This is a genomic window from Jiangella gansuensis DSM 44835 (genome assembly GCF_000515395.1).
Lineage (GTDB): Bacteria > Actinomycetota > Actinomycetes > Jiangellales > Jiangellaceae > Jiangella > Jiangella gansuensis.
On sequence record NZ_KI911782.1, the window covers coordinates 5,386,397 to 5,409,805 of the forward strand.

The window sequence follows — 23,409 nt, forward strand, 5'->3', positions numbered from 1 at the left end:
GCGGAAACACGGTGAGCCGTCGGGGGCGCGGGTACCCGACTTTCCCTCGACGCTCCACCGTCACAGAATTCGGGCACAGATGAGGCCTCGCTACGATCACGAGGCCTTGGCTTGATCATCAGTCTACCCGGCCGCGGGCCGTGGAGCACAACTGGGGCGCGGAGACCCTCGTCACCCGACTCCTGTGATCGTCAGGGCGCTGGTATCTCGGGGCGGGTGGCACCGGCCCGTCGATCACCGGACGAACCCGGGGCGAGGAACGGCGTCAACAGCCCCGGTACCGCGCGATCAGCGAGCTCCACCGCGTCGGCGGACTCCACGTCCAATGCTGTGTACGCACCCACACCGGCTGCGGTCGGGGTCTCGACGGTGGCCAGCCGCAGCCGCCGCTGCAGCAGCGACTGCCGGAACGTCACACCGACCGCGGCGCGGCTCTGCAGCGCAGCGGTAGTGCGGCTCAACGCACCGGACCGGGTGACGAAGTAGCCGTCGACGACGGTATGCCCGAGCGATCGGAACGCCACGACGGCCAGTCCCAGGGCGACCGGCAGGAGCGCCGGGCCGGCCAGCCACAGCCGGTTCGGCAGCGCGTCGACGAGTGTGCCCAACCAGGCGAGCAGACCGGTCACCGCGACCACCGTCATCAGCGCCCAGCTCACCCGGCGCCGCAGCGCGCGCCGAGGGTGCCGTCGCAGTGGGGCATCCAGCGGACTGGTGTCGGTGTCGAGGACCTCGGCCACCACGCGACGGGCCACCGAAACCGGTCCGCGCGGCAGGATGGTGGCCGACGGCGTCATGCTCCAGATGGTGAGGCCGGTCGAGATGACGCTGGTGTCGGACATGCCCATCCAACGCCACAGCAGCGGTTCGGCGATCTGCGCGCCGCGCAGGCGATCGTCGTCGCGGTTGACCTCCCGGGTCTTGAACAGCCCCTGGCTGGTGCGCAGCAGGGAGCCGCCTTCGGTCCGGACCCGGGACAGGGTGAACCTCCAGTTCTCGCTGAAGAAGTTGGCGGCCAGGCCGACGACGCCGAAGGCGCCCACAGCGAGGAGCGCCACCACGACCGTCCACGTGGTGCCGATGGCGTCCCAGTCGGCCAGACCACGCACGACGCCGGCCGGGTCGAGACCGAACATCCGCGCCAGCCAGTAGCCGCCCCACAGCACGCCCGCGGCCAGGAAGTAGGCCCAGATGGTGAACATGTTATAGAGCACCCACGATGGCTGCAGGCGAGCCAGCACCCGGCCTTCGTCGACCGGCTCGGTGCTCTCGCCGGTGGCGAGGTCGGCCCCGGTAGCGGTCCCGGCGACTGCGGTGCTGTCGACGCGCTGAGTGGCGGCCGCGACCCCGGGCATCCGCGACCGCCGCAACAGGTCGGAGCGCAGCCGCTCGGCGACGTCCGCCCGTACGGCGTCGAGCACCAGCGCCGCCTCACCGGCCGCGTACTGCTGACCGGCGCCGACGGTGACGATCCGCAGGCCCGTGAGCCGGTGCCGGAACTTGGCCGACGTGTCGACGCTGCGGATGCGGTCGCGGCGGATGGAGCGGTGTTTACGCACCAGCAGGCCGGTACGCCGCTCCACGTACTGGTCGGTGATGCGGTAGCGGGTCTTGATCCACCGCAGCAGGTCGGACACGCCACCGATCACGCCCAGGCCGCCGACGATGAGCATCGGGATCAGGGTGGCCCGGTTGAGTTCGGCGTCGAACAGCCCGACGGCGATGCCGGCCGGGACGAGCGACACCACCGTCTTGGCGAGGTCGACCCACACCACCCTGGTGTCCAGCCGCTGCCACGGCAGGTCGGAGTGATCGTCCGGCGGCTGATCGTCCACGACGACGTCCGGCTCGCTCATGTCGCGTCGCCGGGGGTGCGCTGGGTGATGCGGCTGAGCTCCTCGGCGACCCGGCTGGCAGTCCCCGAGGCGAGGCCGGGGATCTTGACCGCGCCGCGCGACGACGCCGTCGTGACCACCAGGGTGGAGAGCCCGAGCAGTTGCTGGATGGGGCCGCGGATAGTGTCCACGGTCTGGATGCGCGAGATGGGCACGACCCGCCACTCACGCACGATCCAGCCGGTGACGGCGTAGACGGCCTCGTCGGTGACCTCCCACCGGTGCACCGCGTACCGCCACAGTGGCATGCCAGGGATTTGCAGCACGGCCCACACGATGGCGGCCACCAACGGCGGCCCGAGCCAGGGCCGGGCTGCGTCGGCCAGTACATAGGCGACGGTCAAGCCGCCGATCAGCACGGCGAACCCGGCGGCGGACTGCAACGCCCAGCCCAGGATGGCCTTGCGCTCGACGCGATGCTCGGGCAGCCGCAGCGCGATCTGCTCAGCCACGGGATACCCGGCCCAGCCGGGGGCGGCGTACCGCCAGGTCGAACGTCATGGCCAACTCCTTCGCGTAGTGGTCGACGTCGGTTCCGGGGCGGGCGAACAGCTCTGCCGGGACGGCCTCGAGCGCCGCCATCAGCGTGACGGCCATCAGCCGCGGAGAGAACCCTCGGAACTCGCCGTGCTGCTGCCCCTCGAGCAGCATCTGCTCGAACTGGCCGACGGAGACCGACCGTTGCTCGACGGCGAGGTCGCGATTCTCCTGGCCACCCGCACCGGCCAGCACCTGACCGAGAGCGAGGACCTCGCGGCGATGGCTGTCGCAGAAGTGCACGAAGCCCTCGATCAGCTGCCGCAGTGCCTCGCGATAGTTCCGGGCGTCCTGGGTCCGCTCGGTCAGCCAGGCCTCCATAGCGGCGTTGACGTCCGAGACGACCTGCTGGAAGAGCTCGCGCTTGTTCTCGAAGTGGTACGAGATGAGCCCCGCGCTGATACCCGCCTGCCGCGCGATGCTTGTGAACGACGCCTTCCCGTAGCCCGCGTCGACCAACGTGTCGATGGCCGCCTGGACAATCTGGTCGCGCCGCGCGGCCTCGATGAAGGACCGACCTCTTTGGTCGGACGCTTCATTTCTTGGTCGCATGACCAAAATTCTAGCGTCACAATCAGGGAGACGCTGCGGTGGTTGCGCTATGTCTTGGTCAGCCGGACAGCACGAGCTCGATGCGGCTGGTGCCACCCTCGACGACGCGCACCGGGATGCCCCAGTCCTGCTGATGGATATGGCACGCGGCGTTCTCACCGCCGTCGTCGCAGGAAGCGGCCATCGCGGCGACGTGCAGCACGCCGGCGCCGTCGGCTGCGTCGATGCGCAGCCGGCGGGTCAGGGCGCTGTCGCGGCCGCCACCGTCCGCCAGTACCGCTCCGGGTGTGGCCGACACGACGAGCCGGGTGGCCGGGCCGTACCGCTCGTCGAGCTTCTGGCCGGGCGGCGGGTCGAAGACGACCGCCAGTTCGACGTCGCCGGGGGCCACGTCCAGCACGGGCCGCCGGGTCTGGTGCGCCGAACCGGACGCCGTCGCCGCCGATCCGAGCGGCACCCGCGTGAGCCGATGCGCGGCGGACTCGACCACCACCAGATGGTCGCCGTCGACCACCGCGCCGCTCGGCTCGCGGACGCCGGTGACCAGCGTCGTCACCTCGCCGGTGGCGGGGTCGTAGCGGCGGACGGCGTTGTTGTAGGTGTCGCTGACGGCGACCGAACCGTCCGGCAGCGCCGTCACTCCGAGCGGATGCTGCAGCAGCGCCTGTGCGGCCGGGCCGTCCCGGAAGCCGAAGTCGAACAGGCCCGAGCCGACGGCCGTCTCGACCGTCCCCGTGGACGAGTCCTGGAACGTGACGGCCCGCAGGGACGACGTCTCGGAGTCGGCCAGCCAGAGCCGGCCGTCGGGACCGACGGCGAGCCCCGACGTCTGGGCGAACCAGGCGTCGCGCAGCTTGCCGTCGACCAGCCCTTCGTTCGTGGTCCCGGCCAGCAGCCGGACGGACGGCTCCACCGGATCGAACGCCCACAACTGGTGGATGCCGGCCATCGCGACCACCACCGTCATGGCCGCGGGCGACCACACCACGTCCCACGGCGACGACATGGGGACCGCACGCGGGTCGCCGCTGATGTCGTCGCCGTTCGGGTCGCCCTGCATCCACGCGGTACCGGTGCCGGCGACCGTCGTGACCTGGCCGTCCGCCAGCCGAACGCCTCGCAGCACGTGGTTGACGGTGTCGGCGACCAGCACCTCGTAGCCGGCCCGGGCGTGCAGTTCGGGCGGCAGCAGTGTCAGGCCCTGCGGCTCGTTGAACCGTGCCGCGTCCGGGCCTCCGTCGGCGAGGCCCCGCTCGCCGGTGCCGATGCGCCGCACCACCGTCTCGAGGTCGTCGGCAAGCTCGACCAGGCTGTGGTTGCCGGTGTCGCTCACCAGGAACGTCCCGCCGGGCAGCGCGACGACCTTGCCCGGGAAGCGCAGGACGGTGGGCTCCGGCTCCGGCGGCACGTACGGGGAGTCGCCCCGGCGTAGCGTGCCCTTCGCCTCGTGCTGCGGTGTCAGCTCGTCGAGGATGGCCTTCAGCGCGTGGGCGTGCCCCTCGCCGGAGAACTGCGCGACGACGTACCCCTCCGGGTCGACGAGCGTCAGCGTCGGCCAGGCCCGGACGGCGTAGTTCTGCCAGGTGGTGAGGTTGGGGTCGTCGAGCACCGGGTGGTGCACGCCGTACCGCTCGACCGCCGCCACGACGGCGTCATGATCGGCCTCGTGCACGAACTTCGGCGAGTGCACCCCCACCACGGTGAGCACGTCGCCGTACTCGTCCTCCAGCGGCCGCAGCTCGTCCAGGACGTGCAAACAGTTGATGCAGCAGAACGTCCAGAAGTCGATCAGAGTCCACCGACCCCGCAGATCCGCGAGGCTGAGGCTCTCGCCACCCGTATTGATCCATCCGCCACGGCCCACCAGTTCGGGAGCGCGGACGCGTGCTCGTCCCATCACAGTTCAAGTGTCCCCGACGTACACCCCGACCCGAGGCCCGGGCCGGGACGCGACACTCTGTGGACCGTGTGCACTGAACGTCAAGAGCCGGGATCATCGACGTGGGAGCGCCTTCTCCGACCGCTTCCAAGGCGCCGCGCCGCGCGGAACACATGAAGAGGCCCTCGGCGCGGAACCACAGCATGCCACGCACCGAGGGCCTGACCGGGATCAACGGTGTTGACGCACCTCCTCCGGCTACGTCCAATGTAGCCGTTGACGTGGAACTTGGCTGAATGTCATCCGGACAGGCTTACTACATCGGGAATCCGCCCGACGTAGTACGGAGACGGGCTGCCGGGCGGGCTGTTGACGCGGTTCACCTGGTGCCACCGCGAGGGAAGGGATCTCGTGAACCACAGCGACAGGCGAGGACGCACCACGCTGGAGAGGTTGGAACACCTCAGCCGGCACACCGAGGTGATCGGCCGGACGCTTCGGCATCTATGACCATTGGCGGCGATTGCGTCCTTGATTCTGGGTGTCACCCTGCACCACCCCGGCTGAGGTCGGACCGCAGGGAGCGACAGGGTCGGCTTCGGCCGGCCCCTTCGTGCGCTCGCGTGCGGCCTGGTGGGTTTACGGGAGCGTCGGGCTGGTGTCACCGGGCGGCTCTCTTCCGCACACCTTTCGCGCCGAGAGTGGGCGGGTTCACCCGATTCGTCGACGAGGAGTGCGCGGATGCCCACCAGCTGGAAGACCGCGGCGATCACGACCGCCGCGGCGGCGCTGACGTTCGCCGGCCTGGTGCCGGCCGCCACCGCCGAGCCACCCGCCGCTGACACCGTCCCCGTCCAGCTACTGTCGATCACCGACCTGCACGGCTACGTCGGCGACTACACCGCGAGCATCCGGGGCGCGCACGCCGGCGACCCCGCCCAGACGGTGGGCGGCGGTGCCTACCTCGCGACGCACCTGAAGCAGCTCAGCGCCGGTCACGAGAACTCCATCCTGTTCTCCGCCGGCGACGACTTCTCCGGCTGGCCGGACGAGACCGAGTTCTTCTGGAACGAGCCGACCATCGAGTACCTCAACGCCATCGGCCTGGGGTTCTCCACGGTCGGCAACCATGAGATGGACCGCGGATTCGCCTTCCTCGACCACCTGATGAACGGCACCTGCGAGGGCCGGCCCGACGACGACCTCTGCTTCCCCGACTCCACCGGACAGGTCTTCCAGGGCGCGGACTTCGACTACTACTCGGCCAACCTGATCGACCGGTCCACCGGCGAGCCGGCGCTCCAGCCGTACCACGTGCGGTTCGTCGACGACGGCGACGGCGGCAGGCTTCCGATCGGTTTCGTGCACGCGACGACGGCGCTGACGTCGAGCGAGCAGATGTCGTACACGCCCAGCGGCTACGACTACACCGCGGAGACGGAGGCGATCAACGCCGCGACGCGGGAGCTGACGGATCAGGGCGTCGAGGCCGTCGTCGTCGTGCTGCACGAGGGCTTCTCGCAGCAGGCCGGCACCGGCTACAACGACTGCGTGGACCCGTTCGGCCCGGCGGTGGACTTCAACGCCGAGATCGATCCCGCGGTGGACGCCATCATCACCGGACACTGGCACGGCCTGGTCAACTGCATGCTTCCCGACCCCGACGGGGTGCCGCGCCCCGTGGTGCAGGCCGGCAACCACGGCCACCTGATCAGCGAGATCACCCTGGAGCTGGACCCGTCGACCGGCGATGTGGTGCGCGAGCGCACCGGGTCCACCAACCACCCGAACACCCAGGATGTGGCGCCGGACCCGGAGGCGCTGCGGATCGCCGAGTACTGGCGGGCCCGGCTGGCCGAGCGCAACGCCACCGAGGTCGCGACCATCACCGCCGACATCCGGCGGGCGCCCGGCGACGCGGCGGAGTCGCCGGCCTACAACCTGGCGGCCGACGCGTTCTGGTGGGCGGCGAACCAGGACGGCGAGGCCGACCTCGCCGTCGCGATGCCGGGCATCCTGCGTGGCGACCTCACCTACGCGCCGAACCCGGCACGTCCCGGTGACGCTCCCGGGCGGGTTCTCTTCCCGGAGATCGCGGTGGGCCTGGTGTACGACTCCGGGATCGGCGTGGGGATCGTGCGCGGCACCGTGACCGGGCACGAGCTACTGGACTTGCTGGAGAGCCAATGGCAGCGCGCGGCCGACGGCACCGTCACGTTCCGGTCGATGGCGGTCTCGAGCAACATGACCTATACCTATGACACCGACCGGCCCGTGGGCCGGCGCGTCGTTCCCGGCAGTGTGCGGATCGACGGGCGCCCGCTGCGGCCGAACGCGGACTACCGGGTGGCGACGCTGGCGAACAACTTCTACGCCAAGAACGCCACCCCCGGCTTCACGGCCCTGTTCGACGCCAGGGACCAGGACCGCAGCCTCTTCAACGGCGGTGACGCGCTGTGGCGCTACGCGGAGGCGAACTCGCCGCTGGCGCCGCCCGCGGTCGGCCGGGCCACCGCCCGCTGACCACCGGTGATCGACAGGGCGTTGCTACCGCCAGAGGGGTGGCAACACCCTGTCGATCACCGCGATGGGCCTCACGTGAGGATGGCCGGAGTCTCCCAGTCCTTGCCGAGCACGTTGTGGCCGAGGAACGCGAAGACGGTCTGGTACCAGACCTTCGCGTGCTGCGGCGACAGGATCCAGTGGTTCTCGTCCGGGAAGTAGAGGAACTTGTGCGGCATCTCGCCGTCCTCCGCCTCCGTCTGGGACGCCAGCTCGAACCACAGCCGCAGCGCCTCGCCGATGGGCACCCGGTAGTCGCGGTCGCCGTGGATGACCAGCATCGGCGTCGTGATGGAGCGGACGTGGTGGTGCGGCGAGTTGGCCGCGGCCATCTCCGCGGTCATCTCCTTGACCCAGTAGAACGCAGCGTCGGTGGTGGGCCCGAACTGGTCGAGAGCCCAGAGACTGGCGTGGGTGACGATGGCGTCGAAGCGGTCGGTGTTGCCGGCCACCCAGTTGGCCATGTAGCCGCCGAACGAGCCGCCCATGGCCGCGGTTCGGGTCTCGTCGATGTCGTCGCGGGCGACGGTGGCATCGGTGATGGCCATCAGGTCGGTGAACGGCGCTTGACCCCACGAACCCCAGCCGCGACGGATGAAGTCGAGCCCGTAACCGGTGGACAGTGCCGGGTCGGGAAGCAGCACGGCGTAGCCCTGCGCCACCGCGATCCACGGGTTCCACCGCCACGACCACGCGTTCCACGACCCGAGCGGGCCACCGTGGATCCACAGCAGCAGCGGCGCCGGGCTGGTGGCCGAGGCACCCTCGGGTAGCGCCAGCCAGGCGCGCACCCGCACGCCGTCCGGCGTCGTCGTCTCCACCTCGGTGATGTCGCCGGGCAGCAATGGTGCGGGCGCCGGCGCGGGCAGTGGCGCCGACAGCTGGTCGGCGACCTCGGCGGACAGCTTCACCGGTGTCGGCGGCTCCAGGTATGAGGTGCGCATCGCGTAGACGGTGGAGCCGTCGGGCGAGACGACGACGTCGCTGTAGGCGTAGTCGTCGGACGTGAGCTTGGTGACCGCGCCACTGGCGACGTCGATGCGGAAGACCGGCGCGCGGCCGTCGTCGTCGGCCACCACGATGAGCGCGGAACCGTCCGGTGTCCACCGCGCCGCGCCCGGCCAGCGGTCCCAGTCGGCGGTCAGTGACCGGACGGACCCGTCGGCGACCGTGATGATCACGAGCTCCTGGTCGACCGGTTCGGTGGGCGTGGACCGCTTGCCGCGTACGACGGCGACCGCCGACCCGTCCGGGCTGAAGCGCGGCGTCTCGAACTCGTAGTCGGGGTGGTCGGCCAGCACCCGGCGCTCTCCGGTGGCGACGTCGACGACCACGAGCGACTGCCGCAGGCCGCCCCGCTCGGGCATGTTCCACATGGTGACCACGGTGGAGCCGTCGGGGCTGATGTCGTAGCCGGCGGAGTCCAAGGACCGGCCGGCGTCCGGCGTGAGGTCGCGCAGCTCGACGGAGGGGTCGTCCAGCGGGGTCTCGCCGTCGCTCAGCCTGCCGGCGAACAGCCGCGGCGCGTCCGGGCCGAGGTCGTGGTCCCAGTACCGCACCGGGTACCGCTCGTGCAGGATCGCGGAGACCTTCTTCTCCGTGCGCTCCTTGCGCTTCTTCTCCTCCGACTCGACGTCCGTGGACGACGGGAACGTGTCGGAGGCGACGAGGATGGTGCCGGACTCGCGTGCCACCACCACGCCACCGATGCCGCCGGGCCGCTTGGCCACGACGCGAGCCTCTCCACCGTCGGCCGGCAGCAGCCACAGCAGCGGCGCCTCGTCATCATCCTTGGTGGCCGGGTCGGGGCGGGCGGAGCCGAACAGCAGCGAGCCGTCGGGCAGGAACGCGGCGCCGCTCTCGCCCTTGGCGCTGCGGGTCAGCCGCCGGGCCGGGCGACGGCCCTCGGGATCGATCTCCCACAGTGCGGTGACGTACCTGGTCTTGTCCGGGCTCAGTGTGGACACGGCGGTGACGAGGCGGCTGCCGTCCGGCGACAGCGCGAGCCCGCCGAAACGCGGCAGGGCCACGTAGGCGTCCAGGTCGTGGAACGGGGTCGGCGGGGTGTCCGGCGTCTCCGGCGCGGTTTCTGTCACCCTTCCTTACCTATCACGCTGTTCTGCCCTGCTGACAGGACTGCGTACGTAACGGCTCAGCCTCGGTCCGCTCACACCCCACGCCGGCCTCTCCAACTCACTGGCACTCTCGCCATGAGAGTGCTAATTTCGATGGTGCAGTGACCGCTGGTTCGCCCTCGCGGGGGCGAGGGCGAGTGGTGACAGGAGGTGGTTGATGTGGTCACCCGCTTTGACCCGTTCCGCGACATCGACCGTCTGGCCGAGCAGATGTGGGGTGCTGCTCGCAACGCCGCGACGATGCCGATGGATCTCTACCGGTCCGGCGACCACTACGTCATGCACTTCGATCTACCCGGCATCGACCCCGGGTCGCTGGACGTCAACGTCAAGGACCGCACGCTGACCGTGCGAGCCGAGCGCAGCGGACGCTCCGAGGACGTCGAGTGGCTCAACCGCGAGCGTCCGGTCGGCACCTACGTCCGCCAGCTCAACCTCGGCACGGGCCTCGAGCTCGACCGCATCGAGGCGAGTTACGCCGACGGCGTCCTCACCCTCACCGTCCCGGTCGAGGAGGAGGCAAAGCCGCGCCGCATCGAGGTCTCGCATCCGAGCAAGACCCGGGTCATCGAGGCGGGCCCCAGCGAGAGCCCAGCCGGCTGACCGGCGGCGGGTATCCCCACGGCACCGCTCCCGCCGCGCACCCGCGCGGCGGGAGCACGCCGCACGGCGCCCGGCCCATCAGCCCGGCGGGCGTGCGGTGCTCTCGCGCACGATGAGCTTCGTGGCGACGGTGGTGACCTCGGGCTCGACGTCAACGCCGGAGCGCAACCGCTCCACCAGGGCGGCCGCCGCCAACCGGCCCTCCTCGCGGACGTCCTGCGCCACCGTGCTCAGCCCGAACAACCAGGACAGGTCGTGGTCGTCGACCCCGACGACGGAGAGGTCCTCCGGCACCCGCAGGCCGCGCCTGCGGGCCTCGTACATGACACCCATCGCCACCTCGTCGGACACGGCGAAGACCGCGGTCGGCGCGGTCCCGCGCGCGGCGAGTTCGGCGAATGCGGCGATGCCGGCCTCGACGGTGAACTTGGCCGGCACCGTCAGCGCCGGATCCGGTTCGACGCCGACCGAGTGCAACGCCTCGGCGTAACCGAGCCGGCGATCCGGCGACACCGGGAAACCGAGATGATCGTCCGGGTCGCCGCCGGCGAACGCGATGCGCCGATGCCCGAGCTCGACCAGGTGGCCCGTGGCGGCCCGGCCGACCTCGACGTCGTCGACCCGCACGCACGACAGGCCCGGCACGATGGGCCCGACGACGATGACCGGCCGGTGCATCGCGTGCAGTGCACCCACCTCGTCGGCGGTGAGCGGCAGGCTCATGATCAGTAGTGCGTCGGCGCGCTTGCGCAGCAGCTGGGTGTCGAAGACCTTGCGCCGGTTGGTCTCCACCTCGGACAGGTCGTACCGCAGGACGTCGTAGCCGTTGGCCGTCAGGACCTCCTGCGCGCCCTCCAGGACCGCGGTGAAGTACCAGCCCCGCGCCACCGGCGAGACGACGGCGACCGCCCCGGTGCGCCCGGTCGGCAGGCCGGCCGCGCTGGGCGACGCGACGTAGCCCAGCTCGGCCGCGATGTCCTGCACCAGACGACGGGTCGCCTCGGACACGCCGGGGAGGCCGCGCAGCGCCCGGGACACCGTCGCCACGGAGACGCCGGCCCTGGCCGCTACGTCAACGATGCCGGTCATCACACATGTCCCCGCGGCGGCCAGACCTGCACATCACCCCTTGACGCTACCTGCGAGCAGGCCGCGGACGAAGTAGCGCTGGAGGAACAGGAACACGATCACCGGGACGACGATGGACACGAACGCGCCGGCCGACAGCAGGTGCCAGGTGCTGCCGCGGCTGCCGACCAGCTCGGCCAGCCGGGCCGTCAGCGGTTGGACGTCCTGCGCACCCGTCGCCATCGTGATCGCCACCAGCAGGTCGTTCCAGACCCAGAGGAACTGGAAGATCGCGAACGCTGCGATGGCGGGTGTGACCAGCGGCAGCATGATCCGCATGAAGATCGCCACATGGCCGGCGCCGTCGACTCGGGCGGCCTCCATCAGCTCGACCGGAACTTCCCTGAAGAAGTTGTGCAGCAGGAAGATGGCCAGCGGCAGCGCGAAGATCGTGTGCGAGATCCACAGCGGCCAGAAGGTCCCGTTGAGGTCGGCGCCGACGTAGATGCGCAGCAACGGGATCAACGCCACCTGCAGCGGCACGATCTGCAACGCGAACACGGCCACGAAGATCGTGTCCCGGAACGGGAACTTCATCCAGGCGAACGCGTACGACGCGAGGCACGCGATCGTCACCGGGATGATCACCGACGGAATCGTGATGACGATCGAGTTGACGAAGTACGTGGCCAGCGACGTGCCGCCGAAGAGCACGTCGTCGTAGTTCGCCAGGGTCAGCTCCGGATCGGAGAACCAGTTCCACCAGCCGGAGGTCCGGATGGCCAGCTCCGGCCGGAACGACGTCAACAGCAGGCCGAACGTCGGCAGCGTCCACAGCACGGCGATGACGACCGCCGCGAGTGAAGCCCAGCGCGAGGTCAGCCGCTTCTTGGCGCGGCCGCTGACGGTGGCCGGCTCGACCCCGGTGAGCTCCTCCTGGAGGTCGGGCGTGGGAATCGCGGCGGTCATCGCAGGTCCGCCTTTCGCAACTGTCGGATGTTGTAGGCCACGATCGGGACCACCAGGATGAACAGCACCACCGCGAGCGCGGAGGCGAGCCCGGTGTCACCGAGCTGGAAGCCCTGGGTGTAGAACTCGTTCGCCACGACGCTGGTGTCGAACTGTCCGCCGGTCATGGTCCGGACGATGTCGAAGACCTTGAGGGTTCCGATCGAGATGGTGGTCAGCACCACCACGAGCGCCGGACGGATGCTCGGCACGGTGATGTACCGGAACATGCGCACTCCGGTGAGACCGTCGAGCTGGGCGGCCTCGGTGATGTCGGACGGGATCGCCTTGATCGCCGCCGACAGCACGGTCATCGCGAACCCGGCCTGGACCCACACCATGACCACGATCAGGAAGACCGTGTTCAGCGGCGAGTCGACCAGGAAGTGGCGCGGTTCCATCCCCAGCCAGACCAGGATCTGGTTCAACAGCCCGACCTGCTGGATGTTCTGCTGGTCCGGCCGGTACTCGTAGACGTATCGCCAGATGATCGACGCACCGACCAGCGAGATGGCCATCGGCAGGAAGATGACGGCCTTGGCGGCCGCCTCGACCCGGGACCGATCCACCAACACGGCGTACACCAGGCCGATGAACGTCGCCAGCAGCGGCGTCAGGATCACCCAGATCGCCGTGTTGCGCAGCACCGTCAACATGCTCGAGTCGGTGAAGATCGACGCGAAGTTGTCGAGACCGACGAACTCGCTGCTGGTGCGGTCGAAGAACGACTGGTACATCGTCCGGAGGCCGGGATAGATCAGGCCGACGGCGAGCATGGCCAGCGCGGGCAGGACGAACGCCAGCGACTGCCAGAGGTCGACCCGGCGCTTGGCCCGGCCGACCACCAGCAGGATCAGGCCGATGACGCCCACGAACAGCGCCACGGCCAGCGCCATCTGTCCGAACTTCTCAAGAGTGCTCACAGGTCACCACCTTCGAACGCGAAGAGGCCAGCGGGACCCGGGCGAACGGGATGCGCAGCCTCGCCGCATCCCGTTCACCCGGATCGTCAGCCCTTACGGCCAGGCCGCTTCGATGGCGTCAACGGTCTGCTGCGTCGACGCGCCGGTGACCCAGTCGACCATGCCGGTCCAGAACGCCACGGTCCCGACCTGCGCGGGCATGAGGTCCGATGCGTCGAAGCGGAACACCGCCTCCTCGTCCTGGATGATCTCCGCCGAGAGCTGGTTGACCGGGCTCTCGTACGCGTCGATCGGCACCGTCCGGTTCGCCGAGACGAAGTTGCCGTGGCTGGCCCGCTCGGCGTGCCAGTGGTCGCTGGACAGGTACGTCTGGAAGGTCTGGACCTCCGGACGCTCCGCGAACGCGGCCACGAACTCGCCGCCGCCCAGGACCGGGTTGCCGTGCTCTTCTTCGATGCCCGGCAGGTAGAACGCGAAGACGTCGCCGTCCTCGGCCACCTCGACGCCCTCACCCCAGTTGGCCTGGTAGAACGACGCCTGGTGGTGCATCCAGCAGGAACCGTCGAGGATCGGCAGGCCGGCGTCCTCGAACCGGGTGGTGGCGATGCTCGCCACGTCGCCGAGTCCGCCGTTGACGTACTGGTCGTTCTTGAGGATCTCGCCGACCGTGTCGAACGCCTCGACCACCTGCGGGTCGTTGAACGGGATCTCGTGCAGATACCACTGGTCGTAGACGTCCGGCCCGGCGGTGCGGAGCATGACCTCTTCGACCCAGTCGGTGCCCGGCCAGCCGGTGGCGTCACCGGAGCCGAAGCCGGCGCACCACGGGATGCCGCCGTCCTCGACGATCTGGTCCGAGATCTCGATCATGTCGTCCCACGTTTCCGGGATCTCGTAGCCCGCACCCTCGAAGGCCGAGGGCGAGTACCAGACGAAGGACTTGACGTTGGCGCCGAACGGCGTGCCGTAGTAGGTGCCGTCGACGGTGCCGTACTCGATCCACGACGGGTCGAACGACGCCTCGACGTTGGCCGTGGCATCGTCGGGCACGGGGATGACCGCGTCGAAGTCGCGGACCAGCCTTGCCAAAAGGCCCGGCTGCGGGATGATCGCCAGGTCCGGCGGCGAACCGCCCTGGATGCGGATCGGCAACTGGGCCTCGAACTCGTCGGAGCCCTCGTAGACCACCGTCGCGCCGGTGCATTCCTCGTACTCGTCGAAGGACGCCTCCAGCGGTGCGTCCTCCGGCGCGACGATCGTGCTGTACACGGTGACCTCGGTGCCGCTCAGGTCGCCGTAGTCCTCCGCGAACGCGCAGTCCGTCTCTCCATCGCCGTCGCCCCCCGCTGTGGGATCGTCGCCGTCGTCGCCACCACACGCGGCAAGGACGAGCGACACGCTTGCAGCGAGGCCGACAGCCGCCCAGCCCTTGCGGGCGCTGCTCTTCGCCATGTGTCTGTCTCCCTCCCAGAAGGGATCGGTCCGAGCACTTGCCGCTCGAATCCCAGTGCATGAACGAAAACGTTTACGCTCGAAAAATGCAAGAGTGGTTCGGCAACTTCGCCGTAACGATTACGTCACGTCGACCAGCAGGTGTCCGCTATGTCACACCGAATTACCCAGTGATCAGGAGTGACGGCGGGAGGTGACCACCCGGAACCGCGGCGCGACGAACGCCGCGTCAGTGAGGCAGGCGTTCGCGGCCGGGTTGGCGCCGGTGCCGTGGAAGTCGGAGAAGGCTGCCGACTGGTTGACGTAGACGCCGCCGGTGAGGTTCACCGACAGCGGCACGCCGGCGTCGATGGCAGCCTGCTCCGCGGCGTCGAGCACGGCCGGGTCGGTCGAGTACACCGACGCCGTCATGCCGCCGTGCTCGCGGACGCCGGTGGCGAACCGCTCGACCGACTCCTGGGTGGAGCCGGTGGCGACGAGGAAGGAGACCGGCCCGAAGCACTCGGCGGAGTACGTCTTCTCATCCGCGGCGTCGACCGCCACGATGGCCGGCGTCCGGATGGTGGCGTCGGGCCACGCCGGGTGGACCACCGGGCGAGACTCGAGCACCGTCCGGGGGTCGCCCTCGAACGCGTCCACCCGGCCGCGGACCCCGTCGTTGACCACCGCGCCGAGGATCTCCACCGCACGCGCGTCGTCCCCCAGCAGCTTGTCGACGGCGCCGGCCAGCGCGGCACCGAACTCGTCGAAGCTGACGCGACCCTGGTCGGTGAGCACCCCGGTGCGCGGCACGAACACGTTCTGCGGCGCCGTGCACATCTGCCCGGTGTAGAGGCTGAACGAGAACGCGAGATTGTCCACCAGCCCGTGCAGGTCGTCCGTGGAGTCGACGACGACGATGTTGAGCCCGGCCTTCTCGGTGAACACGACAGCCTGGTGCGCGGTGTCCTCCAGCCACTGCCCGAACACGGTCGACCCGGTGAAGTCGATGATCCGCACCTCCGGCCGGACGGCGAGCACAGCGGCGAGCTTGTCGGCCGGGTCCTCGGCGGCCAGGGTGACCAGGTCGGGGTCGAAGCCCTCTTCGGCCAGCACCTCGCGGATCACCTGGACGGTCAGCGCCAACGGCAGCACCGCGTTCGGATGCGGCTTGACGACGACCGCGTTCCCGGTGGCCAGCGACGCGAACAGACCGGGCCAGGAGTTCCACGTCGGGAACGTGTTGCACCCGATCACCAGCGCCACGCCACGGGGCACCACGTGGTAGGTCTTCGTCATGCGCAGCGGTTCGCCCCTGCCCGGCTTCTCCCATACCACCTCGGCGGGGATGCGGCGCTGTTCGGCGTGGGCGTACGCCACCGCCTCCAGCGCCCGGTCCAGCGCATGCGCCCCACCGGCCTGGAACGCCATCACGAACGCCTGGCCGGACGTGTGCATGACGGCGTTGGCGAGCTCGAAGATCCGCTCGTGCAGGCGGCTCAGGACTTCCAGGCAGACCGCGGCCCTGCCGTCCACGCCGGCCCGCCGCCAGGCCGGCATCGCGGCTCGGGCGGCCGTGAGCAGGGTCGTCACGGCGTCGTCGGTCGCCGGGAGCCGCGGATACCGCACGCCGAGCTCCGGCCCGAACGGGCTGCGCTCGGTGGCCACGGTGCCGTCGGCTCCGGGTGTGGCCAGCGGGAAGTCGCTGCCGAGCCAGGCGTCGTACGCGGCCCGCCCGTCAGCGGCGGCCGTCTCGCCGTACACCCGCGGACTCGGGGATTCCGGGAACGCCGAGAACCACGCGCGCGTGGCGGTGGCCTTCTCCGCCTGCTCGAGGAGGTCTCGGTGCCGATCGATCAGAACGCCCAGCGACATCGCGGGACCTCCACATTGTGTGACAGACTTACGCACGTTCGCTCCAACTCTGTCACATCGAACGGACTCCGTCCATGATCATCGGCGATCGGCCACACCAGCGCGGGGCGGATCGCCGATGATCACGGGAGAGGGAGGCTGCTGATGCACCCGGTCGGCGTGGTCGGCGCCGGCACCATGGGCGCCGGCATCGCCCAGGTGGCGGCCCTCGCCGGCCACGAGGTCCGCCTGCACGACACCCGCGACGACGCCGCGAACGGAGCCGTCGACGCCGTGCTGCACCGGCTGGCCCGAGCGGTGGACACCGGACGGCTGCTGGCCGACGAGGCCGAGGACGCGGCGGCCCGGCTGCGCGCGGTCCGCACCGTCGACGACCTCGCCGGCTGCGGGCTCGTCATCGAGGCCGTCGTCGAGGACCTCGCGGTCAAGCAGGCGCTGTTCGCGGCACTGGAGGCGATCTGCGGCCCGGACACGATCCTGGCCACCAACACATCGTCGCTGTCCATAGACGCCATCGCGGACGGCCTGCGACACCCCGGACGGGTGGCCGGGATGCACTTCTTCAACCCCGCGCCGGTGCTGCCGCTGGTCGAGGTGGTCAGCGGGACGTCGACCGATCCGGCCGTGACCGACCTGCTGGCCGAGACCGCGACGGCATGGGGCAAGACCCCGGTGCGCGCGGCGTCGACGCCGGGGTTCATCGTCAACCGGGTCGCCCGCCCGTTCTACGCCGAGGCGTTCCGGATGCTGTCCGCCGGCACCGTCGACGCCGCCACCGCCGACGCGATGTTCCGCGAGTCGGGCGGATTCCGGATGGGCCCCTTCGAGCTCGCCGACCTGATCGGCCACGACGTCAACCTCGCGGTCGGCCGCTCGGTCTGGACCGCGTTCGGACACGACCCGCGGTTCGAGCCGTCGACGCTGCAGGCCCAGCTGGTCGCCGCCGGCCGGCTGGGCCGCAAGACCGGCCGCGGCATCTACGTCACGGACGAGCCCCGACCGGAGCCGTCGACCGCGGCGCCGGTCCCGCCGCGTGACGACGCCTGGGCCGGGGACGGACCGCGCGACCAGACGGCGGCCGGCGCGGTCCACTGGCAGGTCGGCACTGCGGACGTCCGGCTCCGGCCGTCCGACGGACGCACCGCCGCCCAGCTCACCGGCGGCGGGCCGGCCACCGTCGTCGTCGCCGACCTCGCACTGGACTACGCCGGTGCCACCCGCATCGGCGTCGCCGCCCCCGAACACGCACCGCGCGAGCACGTCGACGCCGTCGTCGGCTACCTGCAAGGGCTCGGATACGCGGTGACCGTGCTGCCGGACACGCCGGGCCTGCTCGTGGCGCGGACCGTCGCCATGCTCGCGGCGTTCGCGGCCGACGCCGTCGACGCGGGCGTCGCGTCCGCCGCCGACGTCGACATCGCCATGCGGCTGGGGGTCAACTATCCGCTCGGCCCGTACGCGTGGGGCGCCGAGCTGGGCTGGGACTGGGTGGCCGGAGTGCTCGACGCGCTGGCCGCCGACGACGACCCGCGCCGCTACCGGGTCTCGCCGGGCCTGCGGGCCAGGGCGACCGTGACCGAGCCGGTCGACGAGCTGGAGGGTGAACCATGACCGAGGCTTACCTGGTCGACGGCGTCCGCACACCCATCGGTCGTTACGGCGGCGCGCTGGCCACCGCCCGCCCCGACGACCTCGCCGCGCACGTGCTGCGGACCCTGCTGGAGCGGCACGCCGCGGTGCCACCCGACGCCGTCGACGAGGTCGTGCTCGGCTGCGCGAACCAAGCCGGCGAGGACAACCGCAACATCGCCCGGATGGCCGTGCTGCTGGCCGGCTGGCCGGTCTCGGTGCCGGGGGTGACGGTGAACCGGCTGTGCGGCTCCGGACTGGATGCGCTGGCCTACGCCGCCCGGGCGGTGCGCACCGGCGAGGCCGACGTCGTCGTCGCCGGCGGGGTGGAGTCCATGTCACGGGCGCCGCTGGTGATGCCCAAGGCGCAGACGGCGTTCGACCGCGGCCAGGCGCGGCTCTACGACTCCACGATGGGCTGGCGGTTCGTGAACGCCGCCCTGGAGGCCGTGTACGGCACCGACTCCATGCCGGAGACGGCGGAGAACGTCGCCGCCGCCGAGGGCGTGGCGCGCACCGACCAGGACGCGTTCGCACTACGCAGCCAGCAGCGCGCGTCGTCCCGGCGCAAGGAGCTGGCCGCGGAGATCGTCGCGGTCGAGGTCCCGTCGCCGCGGCGAGGCGCCGGGCCGGTCGTCGTCGATCTCGATGAGCACCCGCGGGAGACGTCGCTGGACGCGCTGGCGGCGCTGCGCCCGGTGGTCCGGCCGGACGGCACCGTCACCGCGGGCAACGCCTCCGGTATCAACGACGGCGCCGCCGCGCTGCTGGTCATGAGCGCGGCTGCGGTGTCACGCTACGGCGTCGACCCGGTCGCCCGGCTGACGGGCGCCGCGACCGCCGGGGTCTCGCCGCGGACCATGGGACTCGGCCCGGTGCCGGCGACCCGCAAGCTGCTCGCCCGCACCGGCGTCCGCCTCGCCGACGTCGGCGTCGTGGAACTGAACGAGGCGTTCGCCACCCAGGCCCTGGCCTGCCTGCGCCAGCTCGGCCTCCCCGATGACGCCGAGCACGTCAACCCGAACGGCGGGGCCATCGCGCTCGGCCATCCCCTCGGCATGAGCGGTGCCCGGATCGCCCTCTCGGCCGCCCTGGAGCTGCGCCGGCGCGACGCCCGCTACGCCCTGGCCACCATGTGCATCGGAGTCGGCCAGGGCATCAGCCTGCTGCTCGAACGCCCCTGACCTGCTCGGCGTGCTGACGGCAGTCCAGACGGCGATCCGCGGGCGGTACCGTCCGGGGCGATTTGCAATGAGCACCTGTACGCACCGGCGCACGCCGGTGCGTACAGGTGCTCATTGCAAAAGGCGGGCGGACAGCGGCCCGACCAGGCAAGTCGCGAGCGGGCTCAGCCCCAGACGAGCGCGTTGCCGGGGTCCTCCAGCAGTGCGGCGAGATCAGCCAGGAACCGCGACCCCTGCTCGCCGTCCACCAGCCGGTGATCGAAGGACAGCCCCAGGGTGGTGACCCAGCGCGGCTTGACCTTGTCCTTGTGGACCCATGGCTGCTTGCGGATGGCACCGAACGCGACGATGGCGGCCTCGCCCGGCGGCAGGATCGGCGTGCCGGTGTCGATGCCGAAGACGCCGACGTTGGTGATGGAGATGGTGCCGCCGAGCATGTCCTCCGGCGGTGTCTTTCCCTCCCGTGCCGTCGCCGCCAACTGGTTGATGGCGACGGCCAGTTCGCGCAGCGAGAGCCGATGGGCATCCTTCACCTTGGGCACGACGAGCCCGCGTGGGGTCGCCGCCGCGATGCCGAGGTTGACGTACCGCTGCATCACGATCTCCCCGGCGACGTCGTCCCAGCGGGCGTTGACGTCCGGCGTGCGGCGTGCCGCGATGCACACCGCCTTGGCCAGCACCGCCAGCGGCGACAGCTTGACCTCGCGGAACTCCCGCGAGTCGCGCAGCCGCTCGACGAGCTTCACCGTGCGGGTGACGTCGACGGTGACGAACTCGGTGACGTGCGGCGCGGTGAACGCCGACGTCGTGACCGCCTGGGCGGTCGCCTTGCGAACCGAGCGGATGGCGACCCGCTCCTCCCGCGGCAGCCCGTCCCAGCCGGTCCCGGACGGGGCCACGGGCGCGGTGGCCGGTTCGGCGACGGCACCAGCCGCGGCCGCCTGGACGTCGTCGCGGGTGACGGTGCCGTTCGGCCCGGTCGGCGTGACGGTGGTGAGATCGACGCCGAGGTCCTTGGCGAGCTTGCGCACCGGCGGCTTGGCCAGCACGACCGGCGACGGCGGTTCCACGGGCGCGACGGGCTCCGGCGGAGCGGCCTGAGCGGGCGGCGCGGGCGGCGGCGCCTCGACGGTCGCCGAGCCGTTCGCGGCCGGCGCCGCGGTGGCCGCGGAGGCCGGCGCCTTGCGCTGGCGACGCCGGGCTGCCGTCGTCCGCGGTCCGTAGCCGACGAGGACCGCCTGCCGCTCCGGCGGAGCTTCCGCCGGGGCGTCCGAGGGTGCGGGAGGTGTGGGTACCAGGTCCTGCGTCGGGCCACCGACCCGGCCCGCGCTACCCGGCGCGGGAGGTGAGCCGGCCCCGTCGCCGGTCCGGACGGCGATGATCGGGGACCCGACGTCGACCGTGACGCCCTCCTCGACCAGCAGGGTCTCGACCACGCCCGCGAACGGGGACGGCAACTCGACCAGCGACTTCGCGGTCTCGATCTCGACGAGGACGTCGTTGACCTTGACCTCGTCGCCCGGCTTGACCCTCCAGGAGACGATCTCGGCCTCGGTCAGCCCTTCGCCGACGTCGGGCAGGTTGAAGTGCGACACGCTCATGCCGGCCCCCTAGAACGTGAACGTGCGGTCGACGGCATCGAGCACGCGGTCCAGATCGGGCAGGTACTCCTCCTCCACCCGCGCCGGCGGGTAGGGCGTGTCGTAGCCGGTGACCCGCTGGACCGGGGCCTCGAGGGAGTAGAAGCACTCCTCGGTGACCCGGGCGGCCACTTCGGCGCCGATACCCAGGGTGCGCTGCGCCTCGTGCACCACGACCAGCCGGCCGGTGCGCCGGACCGACTCGTACACGGAGGTGAGGTCCAGCGGCGACAGCGTGCGTAGGTCGATGACCTCGAGCGACCGGCCGTCCTCGGTGGCCGCCGTGGCGGCGTCCAGGCAGGTCTTGACCATCGGGCCGTACGCGGCCACCGTCGCGTCGGTGCCGGGCCGCACCACCCGGGCGGCCTCCAGCGGCAGGTCTGGCGACCCGTCGACGTCGACCTCGGCCTTCTCGTAGTAGCGGCGTTTGGGCTCCAGGAACACCACCGGGTCGTCCAGGTCGATGGCCTGCTGGATCATCCAGTACGCATCGAGCGGGTTGGAGCAGGTGACGACCTTCAACCCCGGAGTGTGGGCGAAATACGCCTCCGGGCTCTCACTGTGGTGCTCGACGGCGCCGATGCTGCCGCCGTAGGGAATGCGGATGACGATGGGCATCCGCAACCGGCCGCCGGAGCGGAAGTGCATCTTCGCGACCTGGCTGACGATCTGGTCGAACGCCGGCATGACGAAGCCGTCGAACTGGATCTCGCACACCGGCCGGTAGCCCCGCAGCGCGAGGCCGACGGCGGTGCCGACGATGCCGGACTCGGCCAGCGGGGTGTCGATGACGCGGTCCTCGCCGAAGTCCTTCTGCAGCCCGTCGGTGACCCGGAAGACGCCGCCGAGCTTGCCGACGTCCTCACCCATGACGAGGACCTTGTCGTTGTTCTCCAGCGACCGCCGCAGCCCGGCGTTGATGGCCTTGACGAGGTTGAGGGTGGCCGGAGCGGACGCCCCGGCGTTCTGCCCGCCCGTGGCGGCGTGGGTTCCGGTCTGCGTCATCGGGCCACCTCCCCGGAGATGCCTGCTCGGGCGTGGGACTCTTCTTCCCCCACGTCGAACGTGTCGAGGTAAGCCGCCATGGCCTCGCGCTGGGCGACGAGGTCCGGCGTGGGCTCCACGTAGACGTTGTCGAAGATGGAGGTGGGGGTGGGTTCGGGCAGCTCCCGGCAGGCCGCCCGCAGGTGCACGGCCAGCTCCTCGGCCTCGGCCTCCACAGCGTCGAAGAACGCCTGGTCGGCGAGGTCACTGCGGATCATGTACGCCTTCACCCGCTCGATCGGGTCCTTGAGCTTCCAGTGCTCCAGGTCGGCGTTGAGGCGGTACCGGGTGGGATCGTCGGTGGTGGTGTGCGCGCCCATGCGGTAGGTGAACGCCTCGACCAGCGTGGGGCCCTCGCCGTCGCGGGCCCGCTGCAGCGCCTCTCGCGTCACGGCCAGGCAGGCGAGCACGTCGTTGCCGTCCACGCGGACACCGGGGAAGCCGAACCCGCCGGCGCGCCGGTACAGCGGCACCCGGGTCTGCCGCTCCAGCGGCTCGGAAATGGCCCACTGGTTGTTCTGGCAGAAGAAGACGACCGGGGCGTTGGTGACGCTGGCCCAGATGAACGACTCGTTGACGTCGCCCTGGCTGCTGGCGCCGTCGCCGAAATACGCGATGACGGCGGCGTCGCGGTCGGGGTCGCCGGTGCCGATGGCGCCGTCACGCTGGATGCCCATGGCGTACCCGGTGGCGTGCAGGGTCTGCGCGCCGACGACGATCGTGTACAGGTGGAAGCCGGTCTCCCGCGGGTCCCATTCGCCCTGGTCGACGCCGCGGAACAGGGCCAGCAGGCGCAGCGGGTCGACGCCGCGGCACTGCGCCACGCCGTGCTCGCGGTAGGTCGGGAAGACGTGATCCTGCTGGCGTAGCGCCCGCGCCGAGCCGACCTGGGCGGCCTCCTGGCCCAGGAGGCTGGCCCACAGCCCCAGCTCACCCTGCCGCTGCAGCGCGACCGCCTCGCTGTCGACGCGGCGGGTCAGCACCAGGTCGCGGTACATCTGCTGGACGGCGACAGCGTCAACGTCACTGATCAGCGCGTCGTAGTGGTCGTGCGGAACGCGTTGCCCTTCCGGCGTGAGCAGCTGGACGAGCTCGGGTTCGGGCGGAACTGCCCCGGCCGGGTCGGCCACCGTCTCGACAGTCATGGGTCTCCTTCACGTCGTGGGCGGCGCAGGGTTGCCGCGCGAGCCCGTGTCTCGTGACCGTCTCGACGGGGAGGGGAGCTACGGGTGGGTTCCCGCTCCTCGTCGTGACGCCGTCCGTGACCTCCGTCACGACCGTTCTACCGCACACGGTACCCAGAACGCGGTCGGCGCGGGCACCCCGGCGGCAGAGGCTCTGCCGGCAGCTTCTGTCAGCCTGCCCGGTGGGCTGCCTCGGGGGCGTCGTCGATTCAGACAAAGTTCACCAGCGCAACGCTGCACCGACCGCACAAGTCGTCTGT

17 protein-coding genes are annotated in these 23,409 nt (G+C 70.8%); 4 read left to right on the forward strand and 13 right to left on the reverse strand.

Annotated elements, in window-relative coordinates; genetic code table 11:
* Positions 1–191 precede the first annotated feature (191 nt).
* The 4 genes from JIAGA_RS0125510 to JIAGA_RS0125525 are packed head-to-tail and all read right to left on the reverse strand — an operon-like array spanning position 192 to position 4,881.
* A complete protein-coding gene (locus tag JIAGA_RS0125510) occupies positions 192–1,856 on the reverse strand; it encodes a PH domain-containing protein (RefSeq protein WP_026877842.1) in 1,665 nt (554 codons plus the stop codon).
* Positions 1,853–2,347: a PH domain-containing protein gene (locus JIAGA_RS0125515; RefSeq protein WP_026877843.1), complete on the reverse strand. Its 495-nt coding sequence runs from the start codon at positions 2,345–2,347 to the stop codon at positions 1,853–1,855. The genes JIAGA_RS0125510 and JIAGA_RS0125515 overlap by 4 nt, the downstream gene beginning before the upstream one ends.
* Positions 2,340–2,984: a TetR/AcrR family transcriptional regulator gene (locus JIAGA_RS0125520; RefSeq protein ID WP_026877844.1), complete on the reverse strand. Its 645-nt coding sequence runs from the start codon at positions 2,982–2,984 to the stop codon at positions 2,340–2,342. The genes JIAGA_RS0125515 and JIAGA_RS0125520 overlap by 8 nt, the downstream gene beginning before the upstream one ends.
* Before the next feature lie 58 nt (positions 2,985–3,042).
* On the reverse strand, positions 3,043–4,881 hold the full coding sequence (locus JIAGA_RS0125525) for an NHL domain-containing thioredoxin family protein (RefSeq protein WP_035812972.1): 1,839 nt from the start codon (positions 4,879–4,881) through the stop codon (positions 3,043–3,045).
* Between the two features lie 723 nt (positions 4,882–5,604).
* Here JIAGA_RS0125525 and JIAGA_RS32410 point away from each other — a divergent pair.
* Entirely contained in the window at positions 5,605–7,386 is a 1,782-nt protein-coding gene (locus JIAGA_RS32410) for a bifunctional metallophosphatase/5'-nucleotidase (RefSeq protein WP_035812974.1), read from the forward strand.
* A 71-nt stretch (positions 7,387–7,457) separates the two neighbouring features.
* Here JIAGA_RS32410 and JIAGA_RS0125535 read toward each other — a convergent pair whose 3' ends face one another.
* Complete coding sequence (locus JIAGA_RS0125535; protein ID WP_026877846.1) at positions 7,458–9,521, reverse strand: S9 family peptidase; 2,064 nt, start codon at positions 9,519–9,521, stop codon at positions 7,458–7,460.
* 198 nt (positions 9,522–9,719) lie between these two features.
* Between JIAGA_RS0125535 and JIAGA_RS0125540 the strand changes: the two genes are divergently transcribed.
* Complete coding sequence (locus JIAGA_RS0125540; RefSeq protein WP_026877847.1) at positions 9,720–10,163, forward strand: Hsp20/alpha crystallin family protein; 444 nt, start codon at positions 9,720–9,722, stop codon at positions 10,161–10,163.
* 78 nt (positions 10,164–10,241) lie between these two features.
* Here the strand turns inward: JIAGA_RS0125540 and JIAGA_RS0125545 are convergent, their stop codons facing one another.
* The 5 genes from JIAGA_RS0125545 to paaN all read right to left on the reverse strand — a co-directional run bounded on the left by JIAGA_RS0125545 (position 10,242) and on the right by paaN (position 16,468).
* Positions 10,242–11,252: a LacI family DNA-binding transcriptional regulator gene (locus tag JIAGA_RS0125545; RefSeq protein WP_026877848.1), complete on the reverse strand. Its 1,011-nt coding sequence runs from the start codon at positions 11,250–11,252 to the stop codon at positions 10,242–10,244.
* A gap of 33 nt (positions 11,253–11,285) precedes the next feature.
* Entirely contained in the window at positions 11,286–12,200 is a 915-nt protein-coding gene (locus JIAGA_RS0125550; protein ID WP_026877849.1) for a carbohydrate ABC transporter permease, read from the reverse strand.
* Positions 12,197–13,135 (reverse strand): ABC transporter permease subunit, encoded by a 939-nt coding sequence (locus tag JIAGA_RS0125555; RefSeq protein ID WP_051426512.1) that lies wholly within the window; start codon positions 13,133–13,135, stop codon positions 12,197–12,199. Before JIAGA_RS0125555 ends, JIAGA_RS0125550 begins: the two co-directional genes overlap by 4 nt.
* Positions 13,136–13,255: 120 nt before the next feature.
* Complete coding sequence (locus JIAGA_RS0125560) at positions 13,256–14,614, reverse strand: ABC transporter substrate-binding protein (protein WP_026877851.1); 1,359 nt, start codon at positions 14,612–14,614, stop codon at positions 13,256–13,258.
* Between the two features lie 174 nt (positions 14,615–14,788).
* Positions 14,789–16,468, reverse strand: a complete 1,680-nt coding sequence (gene paaN, locus JIAGA_RS0125565) for a phenylacetic acid degradation protein PaaN (protein WP_026877852.1) — start codon at positions 16,466–16,468, stop codon at positions 14,789–14,791.
* Positions 16,469–16,612: 144 nt separating this feature from the next.
* Here paaN and JIAGA_RS0125570 point away from each other — a divergent pair, with 144 nt between their 5' ends.
* Together JIAGA_RS0125570 and pcaF are read left to right on the forward strand one after the other, a co-directional pair.
* Positions 16,613–18,079 (forward strand): 3-hydroxyacyl-CoA dehydrogenase, encoded by a 1,467-nt coding sequence (locus tag JIAGA_RS0125570; RefSeq protein WP_026877853.1) that lies wholly within the window; start codon positions 16,613–16,615, stop codon positions 18,077–18,079.
* Positions 18,076–19,281, forward strand: a complete 1,206-nt coding sequence (gene pcaF / locus JIAGA_RS0125575; RefSeq protein WP_026877854.1) for a 3-oxoadipyl-CoA thiolase — start codon at positions 18,076–18,078, stop codon at positions 19,279–19,281. Before JIAGA_RS0125570 ends, pcaF begins: the two co-directional genes overlap by 4 nt.
* A 164-nt stretch (positions 19,282–19,445) precedes the next feature.
* Here pcaF and JIAGA_RS0125580 read toward each other — a convergent pair whose 3' ends face one another.
* Genes JIAGA_RS0125580 through pdhA form a run of 3 tightly spaced genes read right to left on the reverse strand, consistent with a single transcriptional unit; the run spans position 19,446 to position 23,110 of the window.
* Positions 19,446–20,882, reverse strand: coding sequence for a dihydrolipoamide acetyltransferase family protein (locus tag JIAGA_RS0125580; protein ID WP_026877855.1), 1,437 nt, complete (start codon positions 20,880–20,882; stop codon positions 19,446–19,448).
* Positions 20,883–20,891: 9 nt separating this feature from the next.
* Positions 20,892–21,926 (reverse strand): alpha-ketoacid dehydrogenase subunit beta, encoded by a 1,035-nt coding sequence (locus tag JIAGA_RS0125585; protein WP_084470122.1) that lies wholly within the window; start codon positions 21,924–21,926, stop codon positions 20,892–20,894.
* Positions 21,923–23,110: a pyruvate dehydrogenase (acetyl-transferring) E1 component subunit alpha gene (gene pdhA, locus JIAGA_RS32415; protein ID WP_051426513.1), complete on the reverse strand. Its 1,188-nt coding sequence runs from the start codon at positions 23,108–23,110 to the stop codon at positions 21,923–21,925. The genes JIAGA_RS0125585 and pdhA overlap by 4 nt, the downstream gene beginning before the upstream one ends.
* Positions 23,111–23,409: the final 299 nt, after the last annotated feature.